Below are 18,150 nucleotides of genomic sequence, written 5' to 3'. Positions count from 1 at the left end.
TACACCTAAACAAATGCACATGCAAAAAAACATCAAAATAAAAACTTATAAAAGAGAAGTAAAACCTTTAATAAATAGTCAACTTAATTAACAATAATTGTATCACCAAATCAGTCAACTTTTTTCAGGACGTGACAAAATTGAACATACGAAATTCGAAATACCTTGCCCCCTACCCGATCCAGTCGCTGACGATTTTGGCAGAGAGCAGGGCAAGTGGGATGCCGCCGCCGGGGTGCACACTGCCGCCGCAGAAATAGAGGTTGCCCACTTTTGATGAGCGGTTGGCATGGCGTAAAAATGCTGCCATTTGGTTGTTTGAACTGTTGCCGTATAAAGAACCCTGGTAGGATGAGGTTTTGGATTCGATGCTGCGCGGGTCGAGGATACTTTCGAAGGTGATGAGTGGTGCGATGTCTTCGCCCAGCATACTGCAGAGTTTGGTAATGATATGTGCGCGGGCTTCGGCGATTAATGTGTCCCAATCCTGACCGGTATTGGAGGGCACGTTGATCATCACGAACCAGTTTTCGCAGCCTTCGGGGGCGTCATCAGGTTTGAGCTTGGAGCTGATGTTGAGGTACACGGTTGGGTCGGCACTAATAGTTTTTTGTTGCCAGATGGCGCTGAACTCCTGCTCATAGTTTGCGCTGAAGAAGATATTGTGGAGGTCGAGTTGGGGAAATTGCTTTTTGATGCCCCAGTAAAATATAAGTGCCGAACTGCTCCGCTCCTGCTGCAATATGCGTTTGGGCTGCAGTTTTGGGTGTGATGACAAAAGCCTTTTGTAGGTGAACCATACATCCATGTTGGAAATGACGATATCGGCGGGGATAAGCTGGCCTTTCAACTTGATGCCTTTAGCCTTTTGCCCATCAAGCACAATTTCCTCAACGGGCGAGTTATAGCGGAATTGCACACCCAGGCTTTCGGCCAATTTTACCAGGCTGGTGGTGATGCTGTACATACCTTCGGTTGGAAAGTAGGCACCAAAGTGCTGTTCGAGGTGTGGTATTACATTGAGGGTTGCGGGTGCCCGGTAGGGGTTTGAACCGTTATAAGTAGCGTAGCGGTCGGCAAATTGCACCATGCGTTTATCGGCAAAAAAACTTTGGTTGGCACGGTGCATGTTTCGGAAGGCATCTATCCGCGGTAAGCGTAAAATGGAGCGGATGGTGTCCCACCGCAAAAAGGTTTTGAGACGGTGCAGTGAGCGCTCTAAAAAGACATGGTTGGTGATGGCGTAGATGCGGGCGCTGTTTTTAAAATAGGCTTTAATGGCTGCCGCGTCGGCGGGTACTTTATCCGCAAGTTCTTTGACAAATTGTTCTTCGTCGGTAAAGGCTTTGAAACTGCTGCCATCGGGATAGAAGTATTGGCAAACCACGTCGAGTTTTTGATAACTGAACTCTTGGGCAGGGGTTTTCCCAGCAAGGGTAAACAACGCATCCACATATTGCGGCATGGTAAACAGGCTTGGGCCGGCGTCAAAGCGGTAACCGTTCAGGTTAATTTCGGACAGTTTGCCACCGGGATAATTGTTCTCCTCAAAAACTTCAATCGTGTAACCCTTTACAGCCAATCGGATGGCGGTGGCTATACCGGCTATACCGGCACCGATTATAATGGCTTTGGGTTGGGGCATGGTGATATAATTTACGATGAAAGTAGTGCAAGGCCGACCGTTTGCTACAGGCTATGCGCCGCCAACGGCAAACTGGATGAAATTACCGGTCAGGCCGTCATCTTCGGTGCCTTTGCGGCGAATGAAGAAGAAGTCGCGTTTGATTTTGAGGCCTTCTACAGGCACCATTACCAGGTCGCCTTCGGCCAGTTCGCGCACAATGGAAGGCCCTGGCATAAAGCCGAGGCATTGATCGGCCAGCAGGAAGTTTTTTAACGCCTCGGTACCGCCAAGGCGGATTTTAACGGACAGGTCGCCAGGTTTAATTTCATGCTCAGCCAATGATTTGATGAGGGCGTTCAAGGTACCCGAGCCCCTTTCGCGCAAAGCAACGGGGGTTACCAGCAACTCTTGCAGCGTTAAGCTTTTAACTGCCAATGGGCTTTTTGATGAGCAAACGGGTATCACCTCGTCGCTCATAAAAGGTAGGTACGATACGGTTGTGAGCTTGTTCTCCACTTCGATGATGCCCAAGTCGACCTCGTGGTTGAGTAGGGCGTTCAGTATATATTCGGAGTTACGGTTGACCAACTGAATATCGACATTTTCGAACTTGCGCTGAAAGTTTGAAAGGATGGATGGCAAAATATACAGTGCGATAGTTGTACTGGCACCCAGCCGCAAATGGCCTGAGGCGCCCGACACATTGCTGATGGTAGAAAGATCGTACTCGATGCTGCGTTGTATTTCCTGGGCCTTTAACAGGTGTGCGAACAGGATGTTGCCGGCTTCTGTAAGCGATATGGAAGCGCCTTTGCGTTCGAATAAGGGCACTTTATATTGGTCTTCGAGCACTTTGATGTGCTTGCTTACGGCAGGCTGCGTAATAAACAGCACCTGCGCCGCTTTTGAGAAGCTAAGATTGGATGCGACCGCAAAAAAAACCTGATGAGCAACTGAAAGCATGTGACGTTTTTATAAATAAGGATGCCAATATAAACAAAAAAATCGCCCCGAAAAATGTCGACATTTTCGGGGCGATTTAACATTATGGGGAATGACTTATTTTTTTGCTGTCCAAACGTTGTTTGAAGGGTTATAATCGGGCAGAGTACCGTCGGGGTTGTAGGTAACCGACTCGATAGCCTCGGTTGACGGGTATTTAAACGACCAGGTTACATTACGTTCCCAAATTTCGGCGCTAAAGTTTACACGGTCGGTTTTGCCGCTCACGGTTTTGATTTCCAAAACAACCGGCATGGCCATTTTTTCGAGGTTATCGATGGTGATAACCGAGCCTTTGGTTGGGTCGTTATCAATATAGCGTACATTACGTACGGCTACGTCTAAACGCCAGGTATGTTCAAACCAACCTCTCCAGAACCATTGCAAGCTTTCGCCGGATGCTGCCTCGATGGTACGGAAAAAGTCATCAGGCGAAGGGTGTTTATAAGCCCAGCGTTGGATATAGGTTTTAAAAGCATAGTCGAAACGCTCAGGGCCTAATATCTGCTCACGCAGCATTACCAAGCCTGCACTTGGCTTGCTGTACAACAGCGTGCCATTATTGGCTTCTTTCAGGTTGTCGGGGTTGCTCAAAATCGGCTCAAGCGTTGGGGTGGTAAAACCATTCCATTGTGCTACGGCGCGTGGGCCGGTTGGGGCCGGGCGCGCAAACTCTCCGTTTAACGAGTAAGCTGTTGACAGCGTGTTGATGAAGGTATTGAAGCCTTCGTCCATCCAGCCGTATAAGCGCTCGTTTGAGCCAACGATCATCGGGAACCAGGTATGGCCAAATTCATGGTCAATAACACCCCATCCGCCGCCTAAGCTACAGAATACGATGCCCGGATATTCCATACCGCCAGCTTTACCGGCAACACCAACTGCGTTAGGATAAGGATATTCGAACCATTTTTTAGAGTTATACTCCAATGATGCTTTGATCATTTCGGTACCGCGGTTCCATTGACCGCCGCGTTGGCCAAAACCGCCTTGTGCCGGTGCTCCGGGTGGAGGGGGTTGTACGCCATTGCTTTCAACCGGGTAAGCAGAAATAGCCATGGCTTTACGGCCACTTGGGAAATTCAGTTTGGCAGCATCGATGATAAACGCGGCCGATGCAGCCCACGAAGCATCGCGGGCGTTCTTTATCTGGAAGTGCCAAGTGAGGTCGGCTTTACCGCTTGGGCGAGATGCCGGGTTGGTCACTTCGTCGGCCGAGCGGATTGCTACTGTTTTGTCGCTTTGAGCGGCTAAAGCCCAGCGTTTTTGCTGTTCAGGGGTGTATACATCTTGCGGGTTAAGCAATTGGCCCGAACATACTACGATGTCTTTAGCGGGAGCAGTGATATTGATATCAAAATCGCCGTATTCCAGGTAAAACTCACTTTCGCCGGTATAAGGCAATGTGTTCCAACCTTGCAGGTCATCGTACACGCACATACGTGGATACCATTGGGCAACCTGAAATATCTTGCCATTTTTTGATTGACCGGGGCCTGTACCTTGCAAAATGATGCCCATACGATCGGAACCGTAGTCGGGCGATATGAAGGAGTATTCGATTTTTACCTTTACCTGTCCGCCGTTTGCTGCCAATTCTGTTGGCAGGAATATTTGCATGCGGGTATCGTTGATAAGGTATTTGGCATCGGTTTCGGTTACAGCCTTGCTGCCTGCAGCAGTGCTCAATAGCTTAACCGAGGTGATATGATAGCCGGCATCGAACACCTGTCCCTGGCCCCAGTTACGGCTCGATTGAGAAATAGCCTTAGTAAGCGTATCCATAACCAAAGGCACCTGTTTGTTACCGCGCGAATCGAGCTTGAACAGGTTTTGGTCCAATTGCATCCACAAAAAACCTAACTTTTGCGGGCTATTGTTGGTATAGGTTAGTATTTCGGAACCGGTAACCTGGTTTTTATCGTCATCCAGCTTTGCTGTCAGTTGATAGTCGGCACGGTTTTGCCAGTATTTTGGCCCGGGTTGCCCATCGGCAGCACGATATTCTGTACCGTTTTTTGTATAGAAGAACGGTTTCCACAGTTCATGATAGTCATAATTTGTAGCGGGCGCGTGAGGCTCGGTAAAAGGGACCGTGGATCCACCTCGCCGACCACGGGGAGCAGCGTTTCGGGCGGGGGTTGTTGTTGGAGCTGTTGTTGCAGGCGGAGTGGTTTGTGCTCCGGCAATTTGCACACCTGCCAAAAAAGCCAGAGCTACTCCGGCTGCGATCTTCAATTTCATCAGTTAATGTTTAAGTTAAGTGTTTAACTAACAAAACTAAAAAAAATTAATGCTCAAAATTTATGAAACACTAATATTACAATTGAAGCGTACAATAATCTTATTACTTGTTGAAATGCTGCTTGTAAACAGCTTCATCGAAACCAAAAAACAGGAAGCTGCCATCTTCAATTACAGGGCGTTTTATCATGCTGGTTTTTTGCCCTAACAGTTCGAGAGCCGGTTGTTTGCCAGTGATGCTTTCTTTTACAGATGGGTCAAGTTGTTTCCAGGTGAGTCCCTGCTTGTTCATGAACTTTTCGTAACCGGCTTTCGTATCCCATTCGTTTAGTTTCTCAAGGCTGATGCCCAGTTTTTTAAAATCGTGAAACTCGTAACTGATTTGGTTTTGCTTAAACCAATCGAGCGCTTTTTGTACCGTATTGCAGTTAGTGATGCCGTATACTTTCATACAGCAAATTTATCAATTTCCGCTGCTTTTGCTACCGCCGCCTTTGGTATCATCGTTATTTATGCCGCGCTGATTTTTCTTAATGTCGCTATTGAGCTTACCAAAGCAATAATTGAAGCGCACCGCGAAACTGGCGTAAGGGTTTTGATTGTATTGCGACTGATAGAAAGTAGATGTGCTGGTGTACGAGTTTTGTGTATGATACCTGCTGTACGGGTTATTTGCCACTAAGGATACGGTTGCTTTCCTGTCTTTCAGGAAATCTTTACCTAGTACGTAGGAGTTGTACAGGAAATCGCCGTTACGACCCTGTAAAGTTACATTGCCATAAAAATACCCCCCGTTAAAGCCCAAGCGATAGCCATTTTTTGTTTTATAGCCTATGTTGGCAAATACATTACCGCCAAGACCGGCATTGCTGTATAAAGCACCATTGTAAGTACCACTTAACCACAAATGCGTTAGCTGGCCGTTAATACTCACATTGAGGCTCTTTATAAAGGTAAGGTTGGTGTTGATGTTCAAACCCAATGTTTTATTGCTGCCCAGGTTTTGATAGGTGGTGGTGGTAATGGTATCGGTAATGTTGTTAATGGTTTGGGTGCTGATATTAGTTACGTTTTGTATAGAGTTATTAGAGAAAGCGTAACTCAGACCCAGGTTAATCGACCCATGCGAAAAATTGCTGTAATTGAGCTCGAATGTATTGTTCAGTTCGGGCTTCAGGTTCGGGTTGCCTGTATTGATAAATTTGGGGTTCGAAATATCGACAAAGGGGTTTAACTGGTATATGCCGGGGCGCTGTATGCGTTGGGTATAACCAAACGTGATGCTGCCTTTGTTCAAATTGTGCTGTAACGATATGGACGGGATAAGGTCATTATAATCCTGTGTTATTGAGCTGCCAACTGAAGTAAAATTGGCGTTAATATCAGTACGTTCGATGCGAAGGCCTGCTTTGGCCGTCCATTTTTCGAACTTTAACTGGTACGAGTTATAGAAGCTGTAGACATCCTGATGATAATTAAAGTTATTGGTCTGGCTCTGGTTAATGTCATATTGATTTGACTTGCTGTTCAATGTATCGCTTTCAAAATCGCTGTAATTATTGCGTAGAATGGCTTTACCGCCCGCTTCTATATTGACCATTTTGTTGAACGGCTGAACATAATCCAACTGTACAGTTTGCTCTTTACTACCCGAATTGTTATTTTGTTGATAGTCGGGTTGGCTGAAATCGAAGGCGTTGGCTATGGTATTATCATTAATTTGCGTGTTTGGCGAATAGCTGTATTTATATGATAAAGTTAATAATTGATCTTTATTATGTTTAAAGCCTAATTCGTAGTTAAGGCTTGCATCTAACCCATTGAAACTATTATGGCTGCCATTGTTTAGCGTGTATTGCTGCGTCAACTTGTTATTGCCGCTAAACGAGTTTGAAAACTGGCTGCCCAATTGGTCGTTACTGCCTCCAAAACTTTGATATGAAGCAGTAATCAAATTCAGGGTATCAATTTCGTAACTCAATTCGGCATTGCCATATGCATTATAGCCATTAAAACTGCTGGAGCCATTTTGTGATACAACAGAGCCATCGACAAAGGTTTGCGTGCTACCATTATAGGTTGGGTTTTTACCCGAACCACCATAACCCACAAAGCCGGATAAACCAAGCTTGCCTTCTTTAACGTTCATGTTCAAGTTTATGCCAGGGCCAAAAACACTGTTGGCTCGTCCGTTTACACTCCCGTTATAGCCTTGGGCCAGGTTACGTTTGGTGATGATATTGATGATACCTGCCAGGCCTTCAGCATCATATTTAGCTGGTGGTGTAGTGATCACCTCTATCCGCTCTATGTTGGTAGCTGGCATAGCTTTCAATACATCAGAAGGGCTTTTAGCCATCAGCGCCGATTCTTTACCATTAATGAGTATCTTGTAGTTACCGTTACCTTTTAGCAGGATATTATCGTTTGCATCGACAGACAACAAGGGTACTTTGCGTATCATGTCCAACACGCTTTGCGCGGTGACCTCAGGATCGGCCTGCACATCGTAGGCTATCCTGTCGACCTCTTGTTTGATGAGGGGCTTGGCTTCAGTAATTGAAACTTCTTTTAGCAGTTTGCCTGCGGCCCGCATCATCAATTTACCCATATCAACCACCTTGCCTTCGGTAACAAATGCAGGCACTTTAACCGTTTTTGCTGCATAGCTAACATAAATCAAGGTAATGGTATAGTCCTTATGGGCAAGGTTGGCAAATGTAAAGGTGCCATCGTCTTTGGTTAGTGCAGTTTTTACCGGCTGGTTAGTTTTGGCATCCTTTAAAGCAACGGTGGCAAAACCCATGGGTTGATTGTTTGCCGAATCGAGCACAGTACCTTTAATACCGTACTTAGGCAATTGGGCTTGACTAAAAACATTAAGATAAAAAAAGATGAGTATAAACGCGGGTAAAAAATGTTTCATAAACAGAAATGGTGATTTGCTTCTTTAAAAGACACAAGCAAAGGTAATACGTTACACCACGAACCCCTGTGTAATTAACATTTCTTAACTCAATCGTACAATATTTAACATTAGCCTGCTTTCTAAGCAATTTCCTGCCTATTCATTCGATGTAAAAAAATCATTACAAAAAGAAATACAAGACTTGACAGAATCAGGGGTTAACCTCGTATACCCTGGTCAATGCTTCGTAGAGTTTGTCTATTTCTATCGGCTTGCGCAAAAAACCATTAAATTGGGTGCTGTACTCTTTCTCGTATTCGGCGGTAATATCGGCCGTAAGGGCAAAAATAGGGGTTTGTTTATTGGGGTTGGGTTTTTGGCGTATTTGGGCAGTTGCATCGTAGCCATTCATTTCGGGCATGTGGATATCCATCAATATAAAATCGAACGGTTTTGAATTTGCTTTCTCAACAGCTTCGATGCCGTTTTTGGCGTGCTCGGTTACAACACCCCAATTGCTCAGGAGCTTGCGTGCAACCATAGCGTTGATCATATTGTCTTCGGCCAACAGGATAATTTTGTCTTTCAACTCGTCGGACCGCCGTGCAGGGGGTTTAACGGGTGCTCCCGATCGTTTCAATTTCAGGTCGAAATGAAATTCGGTGCCTTTATTGATTGCACTGCTGAACTGTATTTCGCTCCCATACAACTCGACGAGTTTCTTTACAATGGCCAGCCCTAATCCAGAACCGCCATGTTTGCGCGTTGTGATGGACTTAGGTTGAGAAAAACTTTCGAACATTTCAGCAAAATAACTTTCGGGGATACCGGGACCAGTGTCGGCTATTTTAAACTGAAGGCAATCGTAATCGTCATCATCGCATGTTTTTATAACGGTAGTATCTACTTTACCAAAGTCTGTATACTTAATGGCATTGCTGATCAGGTTACCTAAAATCTGCGATATTTTGGTCTCGTCCAGCTCGTAGTTTTCGGATAGTTCTTTATCAACCGTAAGGTTTAATTTAAGCCCTTTTTCGCGGGCCAGTGCATCATAAGTACGATGGATGTTATCGAGCAGGGCAATCAGGTTAACCGGCCGTGCTTCGAGGATAACCTTGCCGGTATCAAGCTTATTAAAATCCAATATATCGTTGATGATAAGCAGTAAATTATTGGAGGCAAACTTTAACGAGTTGAGCAATTGCTGGTCTTCTTCATCGGTTTTATCCTTTAACAACGAGATGATGGTTATTACCGCATTTAAAGGGGTGCGGATCTCGTGGCTCATGGTAGAGAGGAAGTCCTGCTTTACTTTGGCCGATTGTTCGGCCAAATCTTTTTTCTCTATGATCTCGGCCTTTTCCTTTTGCAGCATCGACTCTTTTTCGAGCGACTCCATTTTGGTGATCATCTCGTAATTCTCGATTATTTTCAAGGTTTGCGTGTTGATCACCGCCTCCTTGGTAGTGAGGTATTGTTCAAGATGCTGTAACGCATTTGGCATATCACGCTCACCTTTATAAATAAGGTACAACAGGTAGCTGCACTTAAACTTGATGATGATGATGATGTTATGTTCGGTGGCAAATTCGAGGGCTGTGTTCAAAATAGTTTTAGCGTCATCGTTACGGCCCATTTGCACATAAAGCGCGCCCAGTTTTTGATACGCCATACCGGTACCCAGATGCTCACCCATTTCGATGTGGATATCGAGCGCTTTTTTAAAATCGGCTTCGGCCTCTTCAAAGCGTTTCATTTTGGTGTACACCTTGCCCCTGCCGTAAATGGAGAAAGCCAGGCCCCGAATGTCGCCTGTAGATTCTTTCATGGCAATTGCACGCTCAATAAGCGTGTATGCTTTTTTAATATCGTTCCGTTTGAGGAAGATGCCCGAAAGCGGGTTGTAAGCGTTCGACTCGAGGTTGATATCACCCGCTTTTTTTGACTGTTCTACCGCACTCTCATAAGACGCAATGGCGTTTTTCTGGTCGCCAAAATACTCGTAAATGGTGCCCAAAGTTTTGTGAACGCGCGATTGGTTATGATAGTCGTGATACTTGCGATAGGTAGCCAAACAGTTGATAAGGTGGATGAGCCCCAAATGGTAGTTATCTGTTTTGTAATAAACGCCCGCGATGCTATATTTTGCATCGGCAATGCCCTTATCATCATTCAATTCTTTGAAATAGGTAATCGCTTCTTCGGCTGCGGCTATACATTCTTTGTATTGGCCTTTTATCATAAAAAAAAGCGAAAGCCTGTTGAGGCTATGGCCTATCAAAGCTTTATCGTTGTTTTGCCGGCTGATGGCGAGCGCTTTATTGGCCAGTTCGATGCTCCGGTTTAAACTATTTACCCTGCTGGCATAAGCTTCGCCCAAGAGCGAATTTACCTGACTGATGTAATCTTCTGTTAGGGTTGGGTCCATCTGTTAAAAACGGTGGCTTACTTTTGATAAAAATTCAGGTACAATATACTTATTTTATAAGATTTTAACTAAAATGAATTTCATTTCTAATTTACGAATAGTATTTATACGAAAAGAAACAACTAAGTCAAATTACTTAATAACGCAGCTTTTGGCCGGCGGGTTGCCTGTTATTTGTTATATCTCGTCATGGTGAGCTCGGTACCTATGGTAACAAAACTCTTTATCATTTCGATGGCGCGGTCTATCAGCGCGGGTAATTCGGGCAGTTCATCCTTATCAAAACCATCGAGTACATAGTCAACCTGGCGCCCTTTTGGGAAATTATCGCTAATGCCAAAGCGCAGGCGTGCATAGTCGCTGTTGCCAAGCGTAAGTTCGATATGCTTTAAACCATTATGGCCCGCGGCACTGCCTTTGGGTTTGAGGCGCAGGGTACCAAAGGGCAGGGCGAGGTCGTCCACCAATACCAATACGTTTTCGATGGGGATATGTTCCTCTTTCATCCAGTATACCAAAGCCTTGCCACTCAGGTTCATGAAGGTGGTGGGTTTGATGAGGATGACCTGCCGGCCTTTCAATTTAAAATCGGTGTAATAACCCAATCGTAAATTAAAAAACTGGCAGTTCTCTTCTTTGGCCAGTTTGTCCAGTATCATAAAGCCGATGTTGTGCCGGGTATCGGCATACTCGGGCCCTATATTGCCTAAACCAACGATGAGGTATTTCATATTGAGGGTCAAATATAGGTTTTGGAGGGGGAAGCTGAAAGCAAAAAGCTTAAAGCTTAAAGCAGTAGGTTTGCGGTCAGCACATCCAGGTCATCCCAACAAATCCAATGCGGGTTAATGTAGCTGCCGCCATGTTTGGTGTAAAAAGCTTGATAGGGGTTGTTTTGATCGGTGCCGACGCACAAGCTTTGGGCATGATGTTGTTTTAACCAAACCAGTAAGTGCAACAGCAATTGCGACCCAATGCCTTGCCGCTGGTAGGGTTTGAGGATATAAAAGTTTTGTATCTCGGCATCTTTGTCGTAGCGTGCGGTGAGGTGCCCGGCTATGTAGCCGATAATGGCGTCATTTTCGACAGCTTTATATATTATCCTTTCGGGCCTTGAACTGGCTGGCGAGGTTGCAGCGAAATAGGTTTGCCATTGGTTAAGCCTTGCGGCAATATCGATACTGTAAGGCTCGGGATTGGCGAAGGATTGCAGTTTGCTTTCAACTTCGACCCGGGCGAGTTCGGGGATATCGGCTGGGGTGGCTATGAGGATTTGCATCAAATAAAAATAGGGATAACCTTTCGATCATCCCTATTCATTTATCTAAAAAAATATCCTTGTTAAGCTACCGCCGGTTCGCCTATCAGGTGTTTGGCAACCAGATACTCGGCAATTTGCACGGCATTGGTAGCGGCGCCTTTGCGCAGGTTGTCGCTTACTATCCAGCAGTTCAGGGTATTTGGCTGGGTCTCATCGCGGCGAATGCGGCCTACAAAAACCTCGTCCTTGTCGTGCGCGTCTAACGGCATCGGGTATTTCAGGTTGGCAATATCGTCGGTAACGATAACACCTGGTGCTTTTGCCAACAGCGCTTTTACTTCTTCCACATCAAAATCGTGCGCGAACTCGATATTTACCGACTCGGAGTGGCCGCCCATTACAGGGATACGCACGGTGGTAGCGGTAACACGGATACTATCGTCGCCCATAATTTTTTTGGTTTCGAGCACCATTTTCATCTCTTCTTTGGTGTAACCGTTCGCCAAAAACACATCGATTTGCGGTATTACATTCAGGTCGATTTTGTACGGATAAGCTTTTACACCTTCGATGCCTTTACGCTCGTCCATTAACTGGTCGACCGCTTTTACGCCTGTACCTGTTACCGACTGGTAGGTTGATACCACAACGCGTTTGATCTGGTATTTATCGTGCAGGGGTTTTAGGGCCACTACCATTTGTATGGTGGAACAATTTGGGTTGGCAATGATTTTATCCTCTGCTGTTAAAACATCAGCATTCACTTCGGGCACTACCAATTTTTTGGTGGGATCCATTCGCCAGGCCGATGAGTTATCCACTACAGTGGTACCTACCTCGGCAAAGCGTGGAGCATCCCGTAAAGAAGTGCTGCCACCAGCGGAAAATAAGGCTAAGTCGGGCTTCATGCCGATAGCTGTATCCACGGAAACCACCTTGAACTGCTTACCCTTATATGTAATTTCCTTACCAACACTTTTTTCGGATGCTACGGGTATCAATTCGGTAACCGGGAAGTTGCGTTCTGCCAGAACCTGCAACATTTTAGTGCCCACCAAGCCGGTGGCACCTACAACTGCGACTTTCATTTTTTGATTTGTTTTGTAAATTATTGTTAATTAAACAGTCGGCAAAAATACGATCTTTTTTTGCGTTTCAGAAATATCCTAAACAATTCCTACTAAAACAGTATAGTAATGCTTTTAATCTCTCTGTGAAACTCCGTGCAATACTCCGTGGCCTCTGTGGTAAAAAGGTTAACCACAGAGTCGCACAGAGAGGGAAAACACAGAGGACACTGAGAAGAAAGCATATCCCACGAAGGTTAATTTAAGCCCTTTGAAAAATTTACACCATTACCGCCATTTTTTTAACTTTGCCCTCAGGGATGGTTCTTCACAATGAACTATGAACCATCGAAATGAACTAAGAACAATATGGGAAGAGCATTTGAGTTCCGTAAAGAGAGAAAATTTAAGCGCTGGGCCAAAATGGCGGTGCAATTTACCCGTTTGGGGAAAGAAATTGTAATGGCCGTTAAAGCCGGCGGGCCAAACCCGGAGACCAACTCGTGGTTGCGTACCATCATCCAAAACTCGAAGGCGGTAAACATGCCTAAAGACAGGGTTGAGGCGGCCATTAAACGCGCATCGAACAAAGATGAATCAAACTACGAAGAGCTGGTTTACGAGGGTTACGCGCCACATGGCGTACCGGTGTTGGTGGAAACCGCTACCGATAATACCAACCGCACGGTGGCCAATGTGCGCAGTTATTTTACCAAAACAGGTGGCAACTTGGGTAAAACGGGGTCGTTGGATTTTGTATTTGTACGTAAAGCGATATTCCGTTTTGAACCTGCCGACCGCGACCTGGAAGAACTGGAATTTGAACTGATAGATGCCGGACTGGAAGAACTGTACCTTGAGCCCGATGAAAACGGCCACGATATTGCCGTAGCACAAACCGCTTTTGAAGATTTTGGCACGATGCAAAAGGCGTTGGAAGAAAGGCATATTGAGGTAAAATCGGCTAAACTGGAACGTATAGCGTTATCGCATACCAAAGTTACCGAGGAGCAGGCAGCTGATGTGATGAAACTGATAGACCGTTTGGAAGAGGATGATGATGTACAGGCGGTGTATCACAATATGGAAGAGTAATCTGCCCCACCCAAACCCTCCCCGGTAGGGAGGGCTTTAAAGAAACTTAAAATCAAAAAGTCTCCCCTACCGGGGGAGATTTAGAGGGGGCATGGCAGTTTTCACTACACGTAAGCAGAAAAAAGATATCAAACTCACTTTTGATAACGGGATGCTGTATGTGGAGTGGACGGGCGGTAAACCACAGGCTTTCCCGCTGGCTTGGTTGCCAAAGTTGCTAAATGCCAACGATGAGGAGCGTGCCGATTGGGTGCTCACCCCCACCGGCATCCACTGGAACAAACTGAACGAAGATATTACCGTTGCCGGACTTTAACGCCTTATGATGACCTTCGAAGAGTTCTTCAAAAAGAAAAAGATAGACCTGGCGCAGCTTGCCAAAGCCGAGCCCGTGCTATTTGCCGAATTTGAAGCACACTACGCCGCCATGGGCGAAAAAAGTTTCGACCACACCAAAAAATACTGGTTTAACCAGCTGAGGCTTAAATACCATACACCAGAAGAAGCGAAAGTTGAAAAAGTGGTGATTGAAAACCCGATAGCCGAACAAACGGTTATTGAGTCGCTCGGAGAAGGTGTATCTGCTGTGCCTGCACCGAAGCTTGGTTTTAAACCGAAGTTTAAAGCGCCTGCTCAGGTAGCAGCGAACCCTACCCCAGTCCTAGCCGAAGTAGATAAAACTATTGACGCTACTGAAACTGCACCAGCGCCAAAGTTGGGTTTTAAGCCGAAATTTAAAGCACCCGCTCCAGTAGTAACAGAAAGCACTCCTATCCCACCTGAAACAGAAAAACCTGTTGAGCCGACTGAAACAGCCCCCGCGCCAAAATTAGGCTTTAAGCCGAAGTTTAAGGCAGCAAGTCCGCCGAAGCAAAAGGAAGAAGGGGAATAATTAACTATCGGAATGTTTGCTGTGCGAGAACAACCAAGGCAAGAGGTCGGGTTCGGCGAAGGCGTTGTCCCAACTGTTATGACCAACGTTTTTGTAGAGGGTAAATTTAGGTTCGCCGCCAAGTGCACGGATGGCAGATACCATAGCCTCAGAATGTTCGGCAGGAACGATGGTGTCATTTTCGCCGTGAAATATCCATAATGGCACTTTTTTGGCGTAGGCTTTGGCATTAACAGTATTATCGCCACCGCAAATTGAAAATGCCGCTGCAAATGTGTCGGGCTTGCGGCGTAGCAATTCGAAAACACCCATCCCACCCATCGACAATCCGCCTATGTAAACGCGATTTTTATCTACGTATGGTTTAGTCAAAAAGTCATTCACAGCATCAAACAACAAACCCATATCGCGGGTATGTTCGCCTGCTATCTGGAAAGTGTGCAGCTCTTTCCCATTAGCTTCGTTGGTGATGTGAACGTTTGACCAAAAGCCGTCTTTTGAACATTGCGGGAACACGACAATAGCCGGAAAGGCAACCCTATTCTTTTCTTCCAAAAATAAAGACGCGCCATTGGTCAGTTGAGCGTTATTATCACTGCCACGCTCGCCGGAGCCGTGCAAAATAAAGACGAGCGGATATTTTTTTAGAGGGTCGAAATGCCCAGGGAATAATATGCGGTAGTTTAGGAGGTCGCGGTTATGCCTGTAGGTACCTTTTTTGTACAAATTGAAATCGCGACTTGTTGGCGCGGACGGGAATAGCGAACGGACCTTTACTAATAAAGACCCGAGCTTACTTTTTTTTTCCGTTGGGTTATCGTTCAAATTGCAGGGAGTTGAAACTAAAACATTATTGCGCAAAAAACCTCACGCAAATTATTGTTTCGTACGGTTAGTACGACTCCAATTTTGGCAAAGGGTTTAATCAAAGTTTTTAATCAATCGAAGATAAAGAAGTTTTTTGATGTTTTTTATTTGAATTTACAGGCTGAGGTACTTTTACATAATAACCAGTGCCATCGTAAATGCGTTTGCGCGGATGTTGTTGACACTCCACCGAGCAGCAGCCATCCAGTTTGGTACCACACTCGTCGCATTGGGTAAAGTGTTCGTTGCACTCGGGGTTGGCACAGTTTATCATTTTGGCCGTGGTTGTACCGCAGTTGTAACAGGTGGAGATAACCACGGGGTTAACAGCGTTCACGTCAACCGTCAAGCGGTTATCAAATACATAACATTTGCCTTCAAAATCCTGGCCGCCTGCTTCTTTTCCGTATTTGATGATGCCGCCATGCAGTTGGTAAACATCGGTAAAACCTTCGTGCAATAGCAGGGCCGATGCCTTTTCGCATTTGATGCCGCCGGTGCAATAGGTGAGTATTTTTTTGTCTTTATACTGCGCCAGTTCGTTTATTTTGGCAGGAAAATCGCGGAAGTTTTCGATATCGAGCGTTACGGCGTTTTTAAAACGGCCAACGGAATGTTCGTAGTTTGAGCGTACGTCCAGAATCACCACATCGTCGCGGTCCTTCATTTCCAAAAAGTCTTTTGGGTCGAGGTGTTTGCCGGTTTTTTGTTGGGGATTGATTATGCCAGGGTCGCGCAGGCCGGAGTGTACGATCTCTGATTTATAGCGCACGTGCATCTTCACAAAAGATGGTTCGGTAACATCATCAACCTTAAAATCGATACCGGCAAAACGCGGGTCAGCGTGCAGGGTGTCCATATAGGTTTTGCACGATTCGGTTGTGCCGGATACGGTACCGTTCAAGCCTTCGTCGGCAACAATAATGCGGCCCACCAGGTTAAGCTGTTTACAAAATTTGAGATGATCGGCAGCAAATTGCTCCGCATGGGCTATTGTTGAATAACGATAGTAAAGCAGTGTTTGATATTTTTCCATAATGCATTGATACTGTTGCAAACAGCGTTTAATGTGAGGGCAAAGGTAAGGGTTTTTGTTGGAAGGTTGAAATGTTGTAAAGTTGAGATGTCGCTGATTTGGATTTGTTGGACTTTAAATTTGGTAACTATATACAACTTGGGACAAGGGTTAAGAAGGCGACTCGTCGTTTGGTGCGGTCGCTTCTGCACTTTCAACAATCCGCATAGTCCTATCTACTTTGGTTGGCGCTTTCTTGTTTTGAACGGTCACTTTTGGGGCTTTTGAAAAAGACTCTGCTTTATCGTAATGGTACGATAAAATAAACTGTTCAGAATGCTCGAACAATTCAGGGTAAGACAATATACAAGTAGATGTTTTAAAGTCGTTGCAGATAGGGTAAAAAGTATTTTTATCAACGGTTAAAATTACATCAACGCCCTTGACAAAGCCAGTCATTGCAATCATGTAGTCTTTTGATATCCACTGTCTCGCCATTCCCAAATCTTGACTTTTAAAGCCCAATTCCCTTGCTTTTTCGTGCAATGTATCCCTTTCGATATAGGGTTGTAATTTAATGTTAAATTCTAAAGCCGTGTTAGTATCAAAACTTAAAAACTCAACGTTTTCACTATCTATAGCTTTTAAAACACGTTTGATTTTGTCTTGACCGCTTTCTGAAGTTATGATTTCCCCTAAGCTAATTGTAGATATGTAGATATTCCTATTTTCAGATGCCCCAGTTTTATTTTTGCATAAAACCCAACCAACTTTTTAATGAAAAGTATTCCCTCGTCATCCGATTGCTTAACCAATAACGCTAAAATTACCCCGGTATCAAGAAGTATGTTTTTCCAATCTCTTACCGGCTTGTTACCTATTTGCATAAATACTGTTTAAGATATCCTCAATTGTGTGTACGCCCCTTAAGATCGGCAAATCAAAATCTTCTGAATTATTGATGTTATCAATCAAATTCCCCTTACCCACTTTTGCGAATGATAGCAAGTCTGAATTGACAATATGCCCGTCTATAGATGATTTTCTTTGCCTCAACTCAACTCTTAATTTATCCGTCCCATAATATGGCTTTAATTCTAAATCCTGATCTTTTGAGATGTATATCCTATAGGGAACGCCATCTAAAAAAATATGCTTTTTTGCTGTGGATAAATTTGCACTACCCAGTTCGGATAAAATACCATATACCGTGTCGGTCGAGTAGTAATAGCTTGTTAATTGCTTCCTTCCAATGTCGTTAATTGCGGCTATTTCTGTACCCTCATCGTCATAGGCTTTTAGATAGTATCTACCACCAAGCACAACTTTAAGGGCTGCTGCATATTGCTTTTGTTCGTGTGGCAAATCATCTATTTCAACCTGTTCAATGTTTTTATGTACGGTAATGAAATTATTGTGAAGTCCAATATCTTGTGTATAAAAATCTAAAGCATAGCAGTTGCCACGCACCTGACCCAATGTAACCTTATTGCCAGTGCCGTTATCAATGGCAGCCAATAGTTTTTGTAGTAATTCGCCAATTTTATTTATAGGGATGCCATCTTCTTTGGTTAAAGAATGTGCTTCATCATCTATTTTTATTGAAAACTTTATCATGGCTTAACAAATATATAGTTTAACGTTCGTTTTATCTATATAAATATACGAATTTCATTTAGATATTTAACTAAACATCTAAATTATTTTCAAATAAATTTGGAAGTTGTTGGGCTTCATTTTT

General features: G+C 44.7%; 16 protein-coding genes. 3 read left to right on the top strand and 13 right to left on the bottom strand.

Annotated elements, in window-relative coordinates; translation table 11 throughout:
• Positions 1–172: 172 nt before the first annotated feature.
• From crtD to QZX97_RS08345, 9 genes are all read right to left on the bottom strand, one after another.
• Complete coding sequence (gene crtD, locus QZX97_RS08385; protein WP_295651955.1) at positions 173–1,645, bottom strand: 1-hydroxycarotenoid 3,4-desaturase CrtD; 1,473 nt, start codon at positions 1,643–1,645, stop codon at positions 173–175.
• A gap of 51 nt (positions 1,646–1,696) precedes the next feature.
• Positions 1,697–2,590, bottom strand: a complete 894-nt coding sequence (locus QZX97_RS08380) for a LysR substrate-binding domain-containing protein (RefSeq protein ID WP_295651953.1) — start codon at positions 2,588–2,590, stop codon at positions 1,697–1,699.
• A 96-nt stretch (positions 2,591–2,686) separates the two neighbouring features.
• Positions 2,687–4,873, bottom strand: a complete 2,187-nt coding sequence (locus QZX97_RS08375; RefSeq protein WP_295651951.1) for a M1 family metallopeptidase — start codon at positions 4,871–4,873, stop codon at positions 2,687–2,689.
• Between the two features lie 103 nt (positions 4,874–4,976).
• Positions 4,977–5,324: a Spx/MgsR family RNA polymerase-binding regulatory protein gene (locus QZX97_RS08370; protein WP_295651950.1), complete on the bottom strand. Its 348-nt coding sequence runs from the start codon at positions 5,322–5,324 to the stop codon at positions 4,977–4,979.
• Between the two features lie 12 nt (positions 5,325–5,336).
• Positions 5,337–7,799: a TonB-dependent receptor gene (locus QZX97_RS08365; RefSeq protein WP_295651948.1), complete on the bottom strand. Its 2,463-nt coding sequence runs from the start codon at positions 7,797–7,799 to the stop codon at positions 5,337–5,339.
• A gap of 193 nt (positions 7,800–7,992) precedes the next feature.
• Positions 7,993–10,212 (bottom strand): tetratricopeptide repeat protein, encoded by a 2,220-nt coding sequence (locus QZX97_RS08360; RefSeq protein WP_295651946.1) that lies wholly within the window; start codon positions 10,210–10,212, stop codon positions 7,993–7,995.
• A 170-nt stretch (positions 10,213–10,382) separates the two neighbouring features.
• Positions 10,383–10,943 (bottom strand): aminoacyl-tRNA hydrolase, encoded by a 561-nt coding sequence (pth, locus tag QZX97_RS08355; protein ID WP_295651944.1) that lies wholly within the window; start codon positions 10,941–10,943, stop codon positions 10,383–10,385.
• A 56-nt stretch (positions 10,944–10,999) separates the two neighbouring features.
• Entirely contained in the window at positions 11,000–11,491 is a 492-nt protein-coding gene (locus QZX97_RS08350; protein WP_295651942.1) for a GNAT family N-acetyltransferase, read from the bottom strand.
• 62 nt (positions 11,492–11,553) lie between these two features.
• Positions 11,554–12,561: an aspartate-semialdehyde dehydrogenase gene (locus QZX97_RS08345; protein WP_295651941.1), complete on the bottom strand. Its 1,008-nt coding sequence runs from the start codon at positions 12,559–12,561 to the stop codon at positions 11,554–11,556.
• A 348-nt stretch (positions 12,562–12,909) separates the two neighbouring features.
• Here QZX97_RS08345 and QZX97_RS08340 point away from each other — a divergent pair, with 348 nt between their 5' ends.
• The 3 genes from QZX97_RS08340 (at position 12,910) to QZX97_RS08330 (ending at position 14,527) form a co-directional block, all read left to right on the top strand.
• Positions 12,910–13,635, top strand: a complete 726-nt coding sequence (locus QZX97_RS08340) for a YebC/PmpR family DNA-binding transcriptional regulator (RefSeq protein WP_295651939.1) — start codon at positions 12,910–12,912, stop codon at positions 13,633–13,635.
• A gap of 91 nt (positions 13,636–13,726) precedes the next feature.
• The gene (locus QZX97_RS08335; protein WP_295651937.1) at positions 13,727–13,951 is read left to right on the top strand and encodes a DUF2442 domain-containing protein; all 225 of its coding nucleotides are present in this window, start codon (positions 13,727–13,729) and stop codon (positions 13,949–13,951) included.
• A 6-nt stretch (positions 13,952–13,957) separates the two neighbouring features.
• Entirely contained in the window at positions 13,958–14,527 is a 570-nt protein-coding gene (locus QZX97_RS08330; protein ID WP_295651935.1) for a hypothetical protein, read from the top strand.
• On the opposite strand, the gene QZX97_RS08325 is transcribed toward QZX97_RS08330, so the two are convergent.
• From QZX97_RS08325 to QZX97_RS08310, 4 genes are all read right to left on the bottom strand, one after another.
• Positions 14,528–15,253 (bottom strand): prolyl oligopeptidase family serine peptidase, encoded by a 726-nt coding sequence (locus QZX97_RS08325; protein ID WP_295651933.1) that lies wholly within the window; start codon positions 15,251–15,253, stop codon positions 14,528–14,530.
• Between the two features lie 208 nt (positions 15,254–15,461).
• On the bottom strand, positions 15,462–16,430 hold the full coding sequence (locus QZX97_RS08320; RefSeq protein WP_295651932.1) for a rhodanese-related sulfurtransferase: 969 nt from the start codon (positions 16,428–16,430) through the stop codon (positions 15,462–15,464).
• Positions 16,431–16,580: 150 nt separating this feature from the next.
• Entirely contained in the window at positions 16,581–16,955 is a 375-nt protein-coding gene (locus QZX97_RS08315; protein ID WP_295651930.1) for a hypothetical protein, read from the bottom strand.
• Positions 16,956–17,282: 327 nt separating this feature from the next.
• The gene (locus tag QZX97_RS08310; protein ID WP_295651928.1) at positions 17,283–18,026 is read right to left on the bottom strand and encodes a hypothetical protein; all 744 of its coding nucleotides are present in this window, start codon (positions 18,024–18,026) and stop codon (positions 17,283–17,285) included.
• Positions 18,027–18,150 lie beyond the last annotated feature (124 nt).

The sequence above is a fragment of the uncultured Mucilaginibacter sp. genome, assembly GCF_903893715.1.
Classification (GTDB): domain Bacteria; phylum Bacteroidota; class Bacteroidia; order Sphingobacteriales; family Sphingobacteriaceae; genus Mucilaginibacter.
Note: the sequence above shows the minus strand (reverse complement) of the source record. Positions and strands in the feature narration are given on the sequence as shown.

Coding starts and splice junctions, on each gene's coding strand:
- QZX97_RS08330 (WP_295651935.1), top strand. CDS start 13,958: ATGATGACCTTCGAAGAGTTCTTCAAAAAGAAAAAGATAGACCTGGCG.
- QZX97_RS08375 (WP_295651951.1), bottom strand. CDS start 4,873: ATGAAATTGAAGATCGCAGCCGGAGTAGCTCTGGCTTTTTTGGCAGGT.
- QZX97_RS08310 (WP_295651928.1), bottom strand. CDS start 18,026: ATGATAAAGTTTTCAATAAAAATAGATGATGAAGCACATTCTTTAACC.
- QZX97_RS08340 (WP_295651939.1), top strand. CDS start 12,910: ATGGGAAGAGCATTTGAGTTCCGTAAAGAGAGAAAATTTAAGCGCTGG.
- QZX97_RS08345 (WP_295651941.1), bottom strand. CDS start 12,561: ATGAAAGTCGCAGTTGTAGGTGCCACCGGCTTGGTGGGCACTAAAATG.
- QZX97_RS08370 (WP_295651950.1), bottom strand. CDS start 5,324: ATGAAAGTATACGGCATCACTAACTGCAATACGGTACAAAAAGCGCTC.
- pth (WP_295651944.1), bottom strand. CDS start 10,943: ATGAAATACCTCATCGTTGGTTTAGGCAATATAGGGCCCGAGTATGCC.
- QZX97_RS08320 (WP_295651932.1), bottom strand. CDS start 16,430: ATGGAAAAATATCAAACACTGCTTTACTATCGTTATTCAACAATAGCC.
- QZX97_RS08380 (WP_295651953.1), bottom strand. CDS start 2,590: ATGCTTTCAGTTGCTCATCAGGTTTTTTTTGCGGTCGCATCCAATCTT.
- QZX97_RS08335 (WP_295651937.1), top strand. CDS start 13,727: ATGGCAGTTTTCACTACACGTAAGCAGAAAAAAGATATCAAACTCACT.
- QZX97_RS08360 (WP_295651946.1), bottom strand. CDS start 10,212: ATGGACCCAACCCTAACAGAAGATTACATCAGTCAGGTAAATTCGCTC.
- QZX97_RS08350 (WP_295651942.1), bottom strand. CDS start 11,491: ATGCAAATCCTCATAGCCACCCCAGCCGATATCCCCGAACTCGCCCGG.
- crtD (WP_295651955.1), bottom strand. CDS start 1,645: ATGCCCCAACCCAAAGCCATTATAATCGGTGCCGGTATAGCCGGTATA.
- QZX97_RS08365 (WP_295651948.1), bottom strand. CDS start 7,799: ATGAAACATTTTTTACCCGCGTTTATACTCATCTTTTTTTATCTTAAT.